Origin of the sequence: Bradyrhizobium sp. BRP19, from assembly GCF_020194195.1 — a bacterium.
GTDB lineage: Bacteria > Pseudomonadota > Alphaproteobacteria > Rhizobiales > Xanthobacteraceae > Bradyrhizobium > Bradyrhizobium yuanmingense.
Map to the genome: position 1 here is coordinate 184,685 of NZ_JADYVZ010000001.1, position 11,336 is coordinate 196,020.

11 protein-coding genes are annotated in these 11,336 nt (G+C 63.1%); 4 read left to right on the top strand and 7 right to left on the bottom strand.

Annotated elements, in window-relative coordinates:
- Nucleotides 1-55 precede the first annotated feature (55 nt).
- The gene (locus I6F36_RS00905; RefSeq protein WP_225170890.1) at nucleotides 56-1,033 is read left to right on the top strand and encodes a lyase; all 978 of its coding nucleotides are present in this window, start codon (nucleotides 56-58) and stop codon (nucleotides 1,031-1,033) included.
- 112 nt (nucleotides 1,034-1,145) lie between these two features.
- The gene (queF, locus tag I6F36_RS00910) at nucleotides 1,146-1,622 is read left to right on the top strand and encodes a preQ(1) synthase (RefSeq protein WP_192893427.1); all 477 of its coding nucleotides are present in this window, start codon (nucleotides 1,146-1,148) and stop codon (nucleotides 1,620-1,622) included.
- Nucleotides 1,623-1,700: 78 nt separating this feature from the next.
- Here the strand turns inward: queF and I6F36_RS00915 are convergent, their stop codons facing one another.
- Together I6F36_RS00915 and I6F36_RS00920 are read right to left on the bottom strand one after the other, a co-directional pair.
- A complete protein-coding gene (locus I6F36_RS00915; protein ID WP_225170891.1) occupies nucleotides 1,701-2,894 on the bottom strand; it encodes a serine hydrolase in 1,194 nt (397 codons plus the stop codon).
- 55 nt (nucleotides 2,895-2,949) lie between these two features.
- Nucleotides 2,950-4,590 (bottom strand): NAD(P)/FAD-dependent oxidoreductase, encoded by a 1,641-nt coding sequence (locus I6F36_RS00920; protein ID WP_225125252.1) that lies wholly within the window; start codon nucleotides 4,588-4,590, stop codon nucleotides 2,950-2,952.
- A gap of 312 nt (nucleotides 4,591-4,902) precedes the next feature.
- Between I6F36_RS00920 and I6F36_RS00925 the strand changes: the two genes are divergently transcribed.
- Nucleotides 4,903-5,790, top strand: a complete 888-nt coding sequence (locus I6F36_RS00925; RefSeq protein WP_036009887.1) for a helix-turn-helix domain-containing protein — start codon at nucleotides 4,903-4,905, stop codon at nucleotides 5,788-5,790.
- A gap of 199 nt (nucleotides 5,791-5,989) precedes the next feature.
- On the opposite strand, the gene I6F36_RS00930 is transcribed toward I6F36_RS00925, so the two are convergent.
- Entirely contained in the window at nucleotides 5,990-6,235 is a 246-nt protein-coding gene (locus I6F36_RS00930; RefSeq protein ID WP_225125250.1) for a cyclic nucleotide-binding domain-containing protein, read from the bottom strand.
- 60 nt (nucleotides 6,236-6,295) lie between these two features.
- A complete protein-coding gene (locus I6F36_RS00935) occupies nucleotides 6,296-7,384 on the bottom strand; it encodes a cyclase family protein (RefSeq protein ID WP_225170892.1) in 1,089 nt (362 codons plus the stop codon).
- 116 nt (nucleotides 7,385-7,500) lie between these two features.
- Here I6F36_RS00935 and I6F36_RS00940 point away from each other — a divergent pair, with 116 nt between their 5' ends.
- On the top strand, nucleotides 7,501-8,574 hold the full coding sequence (locus I6F36_RS00940; protein WP_225170893.1) for a GTP-binding protein: 1,074 nt from the start codon (nucleotides 7,501-7,503) through the stop codon (nucleotides 8,572-8,574).
- Between the two features lie 57 nt (nucleotides 8,575-8,631).
- Here the strand turns inward: I6F36_RS00940 and I6F36_RS00945 are convergent, their stop codons facing one another.
- From I6F36_RS00945 to I6F36_RS00955, 3 genes are all read right to left on the bottom strand, one after another.
- The gene (locus tag I6F36_RS00945) at nucleotides 8,632-9,840 is read right to left on the bottom strand and encodes an MFS transporter (RefSeq protein WP_225170894.1); all 1,209 of its coding nucleotides are present in this window, start codon (nucleotides 9,838-9,840) and stop codon (nucleotides 8,632-8,634) included.
- The gene (gene kdsA / locus I6F36_RS00950) at nucleotides 9,840-10,688 is read right to left on the bottom strand and encodes a 3-deoxy-8-phosphooctulonate synthase (RefSeq protein ID WP_225170895.1); all 849 of its coding nucleotides are present in this window, start codon (nucleotides 10,686-10,688) and stop codon (nucleotides 9,840-9,842) included. Before kdsA ends, I6F36_RS00945 begins: the two co-directional genes overlap by 1 nt.
- A gap of 113 nt (nucleotides 10,689-10,801) precedes the next feature.
- The gene (locus tag I6F36_RS00955; protein ID WP_057030503.1) at nucleotides 10,802-11,128 is read right to left on the bottom strand and encodes an NIPSNAP family protein; all 327 of its coding nucleotides are present in this window, start codon (nucleotides 11,126-11,128) and stop codon (nucleotides 10,802-10,804) included.
- Nucleotides 11,129-11,336: the final 208 nt, after the last annotated feature.

An 11,336-nucleotide genomic window follows, 5' to 3' on the forward strand; every position in this document is an offset into this window, starting at 1 on the left:
CGACCGCATCTGGTCCGCGTGCCCAACCTCAATCTCAAACAGTCGGGGTAACGCCATGAATCGCCGCCAATTTCTTGCTTCGAGTGCCGCGCTGCTTGCCGCCCGCCCAGGTTTTGCGCAGGAAGGCCCGTTCCCGACGAGATACTACCCGATCAGTCCGGGTATCGGCCTGCACGATCTCACGCCCGCCCCTGACGGCACCATCTGGTTCACGGCGCAGGGCAAGGGTCTGCTCGGCAGTCTCGATCCACGCGATGGCCGTTTCAAGACGGTCAGCCTCGGCCAGGGCGCAGCCCCACACGGCGTGACCGTCGGGCCCGACGGTGCGCCCTGGATCACCGAAGGCGGCCAGAACGCGATTGCGCGGGTCGACCCTGCCGATCTCAAGGTGACGCTGTTCCGCCTGCCGGAAAAGTTAGCCTCCGCCAATCTCAACACCGGCGTGTTCGACAGGGATGGCACCTACTGGTTCACCGGCCAGTCCGGCTATTACGGCCGGCTGTCTCCGAAGACCGGCGAGATGAACGTGTTCAAGGCACCGAAGGGGGTCGGCCCCTACGGCATCACGGTCACGCCCAAGGGCGATATCTGGTACGCCTCCCTCGGCGGCAGCCATATCGCGAAGATCGACCGCGCGGGCGGCAATGCGACCGTGGTCGAGCCGCCGACCCCGAACCAGGGGTCGCGGCGCGTCTGGTCGGATTCGAGGGGCCGGATCTGGGTCAGCGAGTGGAACAGCGGCCACGTCTCGGTGCATGATCCCGCGGACCGCTCGTGGAAGACCTGGAAGCTGCCAGGCGAACGTCCCCGCGCCTATGCCGTTTATGTCGACGACAAGGACAAGGTCTGGCTGACCGATTTCTCCGCCAACGCCATCGTGCGCTTCGATCCCGCCACCGAGAAGTTCAACGTCTTCGCCAGCGACAAGGCCAACGCCAATGTCCGCCAGCTCGACGGGCGGCCGGGCGAGCTTTGGGGCTGCGAGTCCGGCAACGACCGCATCGTCATGATCCAGACAATCGCCGCCGGTTGACGACGAGCCCGTTTGCGTCCATCCCGGCATCCTCTGGAGCGCGATCTTATCGCGCTCCTATTGCTTAATTGAGCATGATCTTTCGGAAAACCGGTGCCCACTTTTCCGGATCATGCTCCACAGGATGTTGACGACGATGGCGAAAAAGTCCCTCCAGCTCGGCCGCGCGGTCGAATGGCCGCACACGCCGGAAGAGGCCCAACTCGACCGCGTGCCCAATCCGCAGAAAGGCACGGATTATCTGGTGCGCTTCACCGTGCCGGAATTCACCTCGCTCTGCCCGGTTACGGGCCAGCCGGATTTCGCGCATCTGATGATCGACTACGCGCCAGGCGCTTGGCTGCTGGAATCGAAATCGCTCAAGCTCTACATCGCGAGCTTCCGCAATCACGGCGCCTTCCACGAGGACTGCACCGTGATGATCGGCAAGCGTATCGCGTCCGAGATCAAGCCGAAATTCCTGCGCATCGGCGGCTATTGGTATCCGCGCGGCGGCATCCCGATCGACGTGTTCTGGCAGACCGGCCGCGTGCCGAAGGGACTCTGGGTGCCGGAGCAAGGCGTGGCGCCCTATCGCGGGCGGGGCTAGGGCATGCTCGGTCACGTGTGACCATCAAGAGAAAACGGCCTCGGTCGACAGCGACGAGGCCGCTCTCGCAGCACGGTCCTAGCTTGCCAAGCGCTGCCTCAGGCTCTGGTAGAGCGCCGTCTCGAAGTTCATATAGCCGATGAATGATGTCGGATCACCGAAGGGCAGAATCTGGGTGGCCCAGAACCCGCCGACGTTGTTCTGCCGATCGATCCAGTAGAACAGGTTGGCAAGCCCGGCCCAGCCCAGCGCGCCGGCGGGACGTCCTGTCGGGGCTTCCTCGTCGTTGACCATGAAGCTCAACGCCCAGGATTTGGATTGGCCCGGAAAGAATTCCGCGTCGTTGCACAGTGACGGGATGACACCCGTGATCGGCGTTACCTTCCTGTCGCCCAGATGGTTCCTTTCCGCCATCCGAACGGTTTCGGCTTTCAGCACGCGGCCGTGTTCGCCAACCCCATCATTCAGCCACATGCGGATGAAACGCATGTAGTCGCCGAGCGTGCCGTACAGGCCGTGGCCGCCCATATGGACTTCGGGCTTTGCCGGAAGCTCGAAATCCATCGGCGCCAGGGACCCGTCGGCATTCCGCGCGTGGATGCCGGCCAGTTTCTGGCGCATCGCATCGGTCAGCTCGAAGGTCATGTCCTCGATCGCGAGCGGTTCGAAGATGCGTGTCTTGAAGACTTCACCGAGTCGCTTGCCCGTGATGGCCTCGACGATCTGGCCGCACCAGTCGAGATTTGTTCCATAGTCCCAGCGCTCGCCGGGATCGAACAGCAGCGGGGTCATCAGGGAGGCCTTGGTCGCGGTGATCACGCTGGGCTGCCCCTTCTCCTGCGCCAGCCGGTTGTAGGTGTGGTTGATGAAATCGTAGCTCAGGCCCGCCGTGTGGGTCATCAGCATGCGCGTGGTGATATCGCGCTTCGGTGCACGCAGGATCGGCTCGCCCGCTGCATCGAAGCCCTCGATCACCTGCAGCTTTCCGATCTCGTTCGCGTAACGCTTCGCGGGCGCATCGAGATCGAGCTTGCCCTCCTCGACGAGTTGCAGAACGGCCGTGCCGGTAATCGCCTTGGTGGTGGAGAAAAGGGCAAAGACGCTGTCGGTGGTCATGTCCGCCGGCCGATCGAGACGGCGTTTGCCGGCTGCGCCTTCATAGATGTTGCGCCGGCGGTCCGTCATCATCGCGACAACGCCGGGCACGCGCGGCGTGGATGTGACGACGCCGTCGAGAACGGCATCTGCCGTCGCGCCAAAATTCATGATCATGATCGTCCTCCCGTGCTGGATTGTTTGATGTGGTCGACGCTCGCGTCGCGAGCGCTCATTGCATCGCGAAGCCCTCGTAACCGTTCACCGCGACCTCGTCGCACTTCTGTCGATACGCGCCGACGCCGCCGCAGTACGACAGGACACGGCGCGGCTTGCCTTCGACGTTCGAGCCCAGGTACCAGGAATTGGTTTTCGCGATCAGCGTCGCGTTTGCGATCTCATCGTGATGGGCCACCCAGCTGTCCTGGGCGTCCTTTGTCGGCTCGACCATCTTCAGATCCTTGCTGCGCATGTACTTGATGCAGTCATCGATCCATTCGACCTGCTGCTGCAGGCACGTGGTCATGTTGCACAGCGCGGCCGATGGAGCGAGCGGAACGGCGGTCGTGAACAGGTTGGGATAGCCGTGAACCTGCAGGCCCATCGTGGTGCGGATGTCCCTGCCCCAGTCCTCCCTCAGCGATCGGCCGTCGCGGCCCCTGATATCGATGCGCGTCAAGGCACCGGTGCCGGCGTCGAAGCCGGTTGCTAGGATAATGACATCCAGCTCATGGACCGTACCGTCAGCGGTCTGAATACCAGTGGGCGTGACGCGATCGATCGGATTGCTCTTGACGCTGACGATCTCGACGTTGGGGCGATGGAAGGCCTCGAGGAAGTTCTGCTCGAGCGGCACACGGTGCGTTCCGAAGCCATAATCGGCAGGAATCAACGCATCGCACAGTTTCGGATCCCCGAGCCGCTCGCGCATCTTCCCGCGCACGAATTCGGAGATCTCGGCATTGACCTCCGGGTCGAAGAACAGCTCGGCGAACGAGGATATCCATAGCTTCAGAGAACCGTCATTCCAGCAGGCCTCGATCACCGCGCGGCGGCGCTCCGGCGTGAGGTCTGCCCAGGCGTGCTCGAAGTCGTATTCAAAGCCGGTGAATGTGCGCGGCAGGCGTTCGGTGAGTGACTTGAATCTCGACTTGTAGTCCTCGACCTCCGCGGCCCCAAATTTCGGATTCTTCATCGGGATGATGTATTGCGGCGTGCGGATGAACACCTTGAGATGGCCGACATCGCCGGCGATCGTCTGGATGACCTGGATGCCGGTCGCACCGTTGCCGATGACTCCGACGCGCTTGCCTGCGAGGTCGACAGGTTGCTCCGGCCAGCGCGCCGTATGGAACAACCGTCCCTTGAAAGTCTCCTGCCCCGGAAACGACACGTAGGGAGCCGACAGCATGCCGCAGCAGGTGACCAGAAACTGGGTGTCGATCACGTCGCCCCGGTCGGTCGTGACCAGCCAGCGCTGCGTGGCCTCGTTGAAGTGCGCGCTCTTGACCGTCGTACTGAACTGGATGTCCTTGCGCAGATCGAGACGGTCGGCGACGTAGTTCATCCAGCGCTCGATTTCGGGCTGGCCCGGAAACTTCTCGCTCCAGCTCCAATCCTTGTAGAGCTCCTCGGAGAAAAGATACTGATAGATGTAGGCCTCGGAGTCGAAGCGCGCGCCGGGATATCGATTCCAATACCACGTGCCGCCTACGCCTGACGCGGCGTCGATCCCCCTGACGCTCAATCCCTGCTCGCGCAGACGATAGAGTTGATAGAGCCCGGCGACGCCGGCTCCGACAACCACGGCATCGAATCTCGCTGGTCCATGCGAACCGTTGCTTCCATTGGATTTGGTCAGGGCTTCCGCCATTTCTTCCTCCTCGGTGATTTTTGAGTGCGCACGACCTTCCCCATCCGTCATACGATCGGATGGTGGTGCAGCGCGTCATTGTTGATCCCATCAGTGCGGGACGGGGGAAGCTATGAGTATTCCGGCGGCTGGAGCTTGAACAAATCGGACAATTCTTTGAACGAAGCCGGACGTCCGTTGCCGGTTCTGCAGTTCGGCAACGCGGCTCGCTTGGCAAATGGCAAAACCGGCTTATGCTCGTCTCCGCCGTTCGGCCAATGAGAAGCAGAAGCGGTCAACCGCGCCTTAGAATCAGGGAAGGAGTCGCGCGCGATGGGCCAATTAATCACGGTTGAGGAGCTCCCCCGCTACGCTCCCGGCCAATTGATGCTGGACAGTTCCGCCGTGGGCAAGGCTGACTTTCGGTTGCGCGTCTTCCGCTATGCGCCGTCCGACATCTGGGTGCCGCCGTCCGAGAATTTCCTGATCGTCGTCTATCGCGAAGGCACCACGTCAATGAACCGCCGTGTGACCGGCGCGTGGAAGCAGGATCACGTCGGACGCGGTGTCACAACCCTGCTGACACGTGCGGAGCCTTCGAACTGGCGCTGGAGCAATGACCTCGAAGTCAGCCATTTCTACATCTCGCCGAGCCTGATGACGAAGACCGCGAGCGAGGCATTCGACCGCGAGTCAGACGGCGTCGAACTCCACGATCTGCTCAGGATCGAAGATCCGGTGCTGACCTGGATCGGTGACCGGATGGTGCAGGAAGTGTCCGAAGGCGGCCCGGGCGGCCGGCTCTGCTACGATGCGCTGGCACTTCAGGCGAGCGTGCACATCTTGCGAAAATACGCCTCGGTGGAATTCAAGCTGCCCTGTCCGCAGGGGCGCTTCAGGCCAGCGCATGCAAGGCTGATCGAGGACTATGTCGAACAGAACATCTCCAGGAACATCACGCTCGAGGAGCTAGCCAACATCTGCAACTGCTCGCCGGTGCAGTTCGCGCGCAAGTTCCAGGTGCACTATGGCATGCGGCCGCATGCCTATGTCCTGAGCCGCAAGGTGGAGCGCGCCCGCCAACATCTGCGCAAGGATCGGCTCGCCCTGAAGGAAATTGCGCTCTTGAGCGGATTTTCCGATCAAAGCCATCTCAATCGGATTTTCCGCAGACACATGAACGTCACGCCGGCTGAGTATCGCAAGAGCTGCGCGAGCTAGCCTCCTCCGCCCAGTGTGACGTGGACGAAGTGAGACAGCCCCCACCCGTGTTCCGCGCAAGGTGCAGCGCGAAACGCTGCGCCCCGCACAGCCGGGACCGAGCGCCAAGAATTCCGGACCCCGGATCAGCAACGCACCACGCCGCAAGTGCGGCGCGCTGCGTCGCATCAGGGGAACGAAAAACAATGTCTCGGTATAGTCAGTAGGCGCTCAGCAAATCCACCTTGGCATTCGCCAGCACCAGCCGCCGCGCCAGGATGGCGGCAAGATTGCGCATGATCTTCAACGACGTTTCCGGGTGCAGGCGGCGGTAATCGGCAAAGCTGTCGAGCGGCAGTTCGAGGCAGGTGACAGGCGTGTCGGCGAAGACGTCGGCGCTGCGGCTGTGCTCCAGGATCGCCATCTCGCCGAATTCCATGCCGGGACCATGCGAGGCGAGCCGCACGCCGCTCCGCAGCTCGCGTGGTGGGCGGGGACGTCCCGCCCACCCGCTTTTTTATCCGCCTCAGGTGATCGCGATCGGACAGCCATTGCTGCCGGTCGCGCCTTTGATCGGCGACGGCGTGAAGCAGTAGACGAACTGGTACTTCTTGTCGGCAATCAACTCGTCGAAGATCAGGTTCTCGTGGTTGAGAATGCCGTGCTTGGTCTGCAATTCGGCGTGAACCACGAAGGCGAGCGACTTGTCGGGATTGGGCACCACTTCGACCGCCCAGGTGTCGGCCGCAGTCAGCGCGAGATCCTTCTCGATGATCCACTTCGCGGCATCGAGGCCGATTCCAGGCTCGCCGCTATTATAGCGATCGTTGTTCTTCATCCACAGTGAGCCCCAGCCGGTGTGGAACATGATCGCATCGCCTGGCTTGATGTCGCCCTCCGCGATGCTTTGCTTCGCTAGCGCCGCCTTGATATCGGCCGAGGTGATCTCCTGGCCCGCGTCCATCATGCCGCCCTTCAGCGCGACCATGTCGATCAGGTGGGCGCGTGTGAACAGCGGCTTGAGCTTCTCGGTGCCAAGCTTCTTCAGGCCGTAGGCGTCGCCGATCTCAGCGGCAGTGAAGCCGTTGTAGAAGCGCATCTCGCTCTTGTCGCCGTCCTTGCCCAGCTGGATGCCGATATGGCCGAGCCCGTCGAATTGTGTGCCGGTCTGGCCGATTTCGGTGGCGAGAAACTCGTCGTGATAGACGAGCTTGTTGTCGCCGAACGGGCCGCCAGTCGGCCCGCCGGGAATGCGCAACGAAAATGCGCGGGCGCCGAACAACGGCATGCCTTGCTCGTAAACGCGGCCGATCTTGTAGATCTTGCCATCCTTGATCCACTTCACGGCATCGAGAACCTTCGCCGGCGTGATGTGGTTCGACGCGCCAGCCTCGTCGTCCTTGCCCCATTTCGAGGGCCACCAAGGCTTGTCCACGCCCTTTGGCATCGCCGGGGTTTGGGCTTGGGCCGCGGTGATCGGTGCAAGTGAGAACTTGCCGTGCATCGCACCTGCGAATGCCGCCCCGGCCGCACCAGCAAGGCCTGCCGTGCGGAGCAAGGTCCGCCGATCGGTCGCCGCACCGCCCTTCTCTTCATCGCCTTTGGTATCGTCCATCGCTTCCTCCCGGGGTGCGCCCGCTAAGATCGGGCTTAAGATCCTGTTTTCGGAATGCTCGTCCTCCATTAGGCTGTTGTCCAGCGACAAAAATAAGACCAGGGTTGAGGACGCCGATGAGCCTGTTCGAGAGCGACAAATCCGCCGAGCGGACTCCGGTGTCACTGATCACCGGCTTTCTTGGCAGCGGCAAGACCACACTGCTCAACCGCCTGCTGCGCCACGACGCGATGAAGGACAGCGCCGTCGTCATCAACGAATATGGCGAGGTCAGCCTCGACCACCTCCTCGTGGAACGCGTGGATGGCGAAGTCGCCGTGCTTGCGAGTGGTTGTATTTGCTGCACTATTCGAAGCGATCTGGAAGAAACCCTGCGCGCGCTGCTGGTGCGCCGCGATCGTGGCGAGGTACCGGCGTTCCGCAGGATTTTGGTCGAGACGACGGGGTTGGCTGATCCCGCTCCCATCGCTCAGCTGCTGCTGAACAACCCCTTGGTCTCGCATTTCCTGCGGCTCGACACCGTGGTGACGACCGTCGACGCGGTCAATGCTGCGCGGCAGCTCGACCGCCAATACGAGGCGGTGAAGCAGGTCGCGCTCGCTGACCGGCTGCTGATCACCAAACGCGATTTGGTCAATGATACTGACGCACTGGACTTGCGGCTTCGTCGGCTCAATCCCAGCGCCAGGATCGAGAACGTGGCGCATGGCGATGTCGATCCGGCTCAGCTGTTCGGCGCAGCCCTCATTGACCCCGAAAAGAAGACAGCCGATATCGAGCGCTGGCTCAACGAGCAGGCGTTCGCCGACGCCGCCAAGGCTGCACATGAGAGCGGCCCCCATCACGATGACGGTCATGCCCATCACGAGCATCATAGCCACGATGCATCGATCCTTAACTTCATGATCGCATTCGACGATCCCCTTGACTGGATGGCCGTATCGCGCTGGCTCGCACATCTGCGCGCCACCCGGGGCGAGGACCTCTTGCGGGTCAAGGGCATCTTGAATCTTCGCGATGAAGCGACGCCGGTCGCGGTCCATGGCGTCCACCACGTCTTCCATCCGCCGGTGGCGCTTGCAAAATGGCCCCATGCTGCCGACCGCCGTTCGCGCATCGTGTTCATCACCCGTGGCATTCCGCGTCACGAGGTGCTTGACCTCTGGCAGGAGGCCCACGCGGGCGCTTGAGCGCCACAAAGACCGCTCGCGAAGGTTTTTGAGAGGGCGCTTCGTCCGGACGCGGCCTCAGACGCGGGCGTCTGACGGCGCCCGCTGCTTGAGCAGCCGCGCGCAGACGAGGCCGAGCAGCACCATGATCGCGGCGCTCGAAGACAGGGTCGCCATCTTGCCGGCATGCTGAAGCCCGAAGCCATAGGCGAGCGGTCCCACCGTCTGTCCCATGAAGAAGAAGAACGAATGCAGCGACATTGCCGTGGCGCGCGCCTCGACCGAGAGCTCGCTGGCGAAGACCTGGAGACAGCCATGGGCGATGTAGAAGCCCCAGCCCATCACGACGAGATTCAGCGCCTGCACTTCCCAGCGTGGACCGAAGGCGACGGCGATGAGCTGTGAGGCCACCAGCGTCATCCCTGCGATCATCATGCCCTTCACGCCGAGCCAAGGCAGCAGGCGCGACACCGTGAGCGTGTAGAACAGGCCGCCGACCGCAAAGCCGGCGATGACGATGCCGGCGATCGACAGCGAGGTCTGGCCGAGCTCGAACAGGAACGAAGCGATGTAAGGAAACAGGCCGAGCACGCAGCAGCCTTCGATGAACACCGCCGAATAGCAGACATAGGCATTCGGGTTGGTGAAGATGGTGCGATAGCCGGCCTTCAGCGCCGAGAGGCTCGTCTTCGGCGGATGCTTGACCTTGGCGCCGCGAAAGCCGGCCGCGACCGCGATCGATGCGATGATCACGAGGACACCGAGCACCGCCAGCACGCCGCGCCAGCCGAGGAAATCACCGATCAGGCCTGAGGCCGAGGCGCCGAGCAGATTGCCCGTCATGGCGCCGGCGAGCGTGCGGCTGATCGCAACCTGACGTTTCTCGGGACCGACGAGATCGCTGGTCAGGCTGAGCGCCACCGGAAATACGCCGCCGGAGCCGATGCCCGCGAGGATGCGGGTCGCAAACAGAAACGAGAACGACGTCGAGAATGCGCCCAGGATGTTGGCGAGGCCGAGCAGCGCGAGGCAGCCGATCATCAGCCGCGTCTTGCCGAACAGGTCGGCGGCGGCCCCGATGATCGGCTGGATGATCGAGAAGGTGAAGGCGAACACCGCGGCAAAGCCCGCGGCGGTCGCGATGCTGACGCCAAAATCGTCGGCGACGTGCGGCAGCACCGGATCGAGCGCGCGCGCCGACAAGGCGGCGGCAAAGCTTGCGCCTGAGATGACGTAGAGCGCCGCCGGCAAGCCGTGATCTTGCGGCCCCGCCTCGCTCTGCTGCATCAGCGCGGATTCTTTGCCAGTGCGTCGAACGCCATCAGCCGGGCGATGAGCCCTTCGAACTCGCGCAGCGGTACCATGTTGGGACCGTCGGACGGCGCGCGATCGGGATCGAGATGGGTCTCGATGAAGACGCCGGCAACGCCGACCGCGACAGCTGCACGCGCCAGCACCGGGACGAATTCGCGCTCGCCGCCCGAGGACGTCCCCTTCCCGCCCGGCTGCTGCACCGAATGAGTGGCGTCGAAGATCACGGGCGCGCCGGTGGTGCGCGCCAGGATCGGCAGCGCGCGCATGTCGGAGACGAGCGTGTTGTAGCCGAAGGACGCACCGCGCTCGGTGACGAGCACGTTGGAATTGCCAGCGCTCGTGATCTTGGTCACGACATTGGCCATGTCCCAGGGTGCCAGGAACTGACCTTTCTTGACGTTGACGACCTTGCCGGTCGCGGCCGCCGCCAGCAGCAGATCGGTCTGCCGGCACAGAAAGGCTGGAATCTGCAGGATGTCCACGGCCTGCGCCACCTCGGCGCATTGCGTGGCTTCGTGCACGTCGGTCAGAACAGGCAAGCCGAGCGAGGATCGGATTTCCGCGAAGATCGGCAGCGACGGCGCAAGACCCAGCCCGCGCGCCGCCGCCGCGCTGGTGCGATTGGCCTTGTCGAACGAGGTCTTGTAGACGAGGCCGATGTTCAGCCGCTCCGCGATCTCCTTCAGCGCGGAGGCGACCTCCAGCGCATGCTGGCGGCTCTCGAGCTGGCAGGGCCCAGCAATGACCGCAATCGGCAAATCATTGCCGAATTTGACCCTGCCGATGGTGATAACCGGCGCCGCTGAATTCGAAGAGCTCAAGGCACATCCCTCGTTTCGGCGCGACCATAGCCGGCATGAGGGTTGGATCAACCCTCTTCCGCCCGGACGGTCCGAATATCAGGGTTGCGCCAGGGTTCCCTGTCCGCTGCCTGCTACTTCACCGCCGAGAAGGCGGTCGGCGCCAGGATCTGGCTGACGATGTTGGCGACGATCTGGCCGTCGGCTTCGCTCTCGGCGCGCGCCTTCATCCAGTCCGGATCGGTCATGAACGCGCCCCACTTCTTCTCGCGCTCGGCAAGCGAGTCCCAGGCGAGGAAATAGGTCAGCTCCTGGTTGGATTCGCCGATCAGGGTGGTGAAGAACCCGGCCTGCTTGATGCCATGCTTCTCCCAGATCTTCAGCGTGGCGGTCTCGAACCGCTTGAGCAATGCCGGTAGGCGGCCGGGCACGCAACGATAGACGCGCATTTCGTAGATCATTCTTGCTCCCTCCCTGACAGGAGCGGCGGTTATACCCGCTGGCCACAACTCTGTCTTGAGCCTCACCCGGGGCCCCCTCATGGCGTTCCGCGCATAGCTCGATAGCGCGGGGCCGGCGCTCTTGATAATGTGCAGGCTCGGTCAGGGCGCTTCAGCCGCCGACGGCCCGAGAGCAATCGGCAAAACGACCGAAGCGATCAAAGGGGGC

Bases quoted from the DNA above. Each gene is read 5' to 3' on its own strand.
- I6F36_RS00905 (WP_225170890.1), top strand. From the start codon at position 56: ATGAATCGCCGCCAATTTCTTGCTTCGAGTGCCGCGCTGCTTGCCGCC.
- queF (WP_192893427.1), top strand. From the start codon at position 1,146: ATGCTCCACAGGATGTTGACGACGATGGCGAAAAAGTCCCTCCAGCTC.
- I6F36_RS00915 (WP_225170891.1), bottom strand. From the start codon at position 2,894: ATGATCATGAATTTTGGCGCGACGGCAGATGCCGTTCTCGACGGCGTC.
- I6F36_RS00920 (WP_225125252.1), bottom strand. From the start codon at position 4,590: ATGGCGGAAGCCCTGACCAAATCCAATGGAAGCAACGGTTCGCATGGA.
- I6F36_RS00925 (WP_036009887.1), top strand. From the start codon at position 4,903: ATGGGCCAATTAATCACGGTTGAGGAGCTCCCCCGCTACGCTCCCGGC.
- I6F36_RS00935 (WP_225170892.1), bottom strand. From the start codon at position 7,384: ATGGACGATACCAAAGGCGATGAAGAGAAGGGCGGTGCGGCGACCGAT.
- I6F36_RS00940 (WP_225170893.1), top strand. From the start codon at position 7,501: ATGAGCCTGTTCGAGAGCGACAAATCCGCCGAGCGGACTCCGGTGTCA.
- I6F36_RS00945 (WP_225170894.1), bottom strand. From the start codon at position 9,840: ATGCAGCAGAGCGAGGCGGGGCCGCAAGATCACGGCTTGCCGGCGGCG.
- I6F36_RS00955 (WP_057030503.1), bottom strand. From the start codon at position 11,128: ATGATCTACGAAATGCGCGTCTATCGTTGCGTGCCCGGCCGCCTACCG.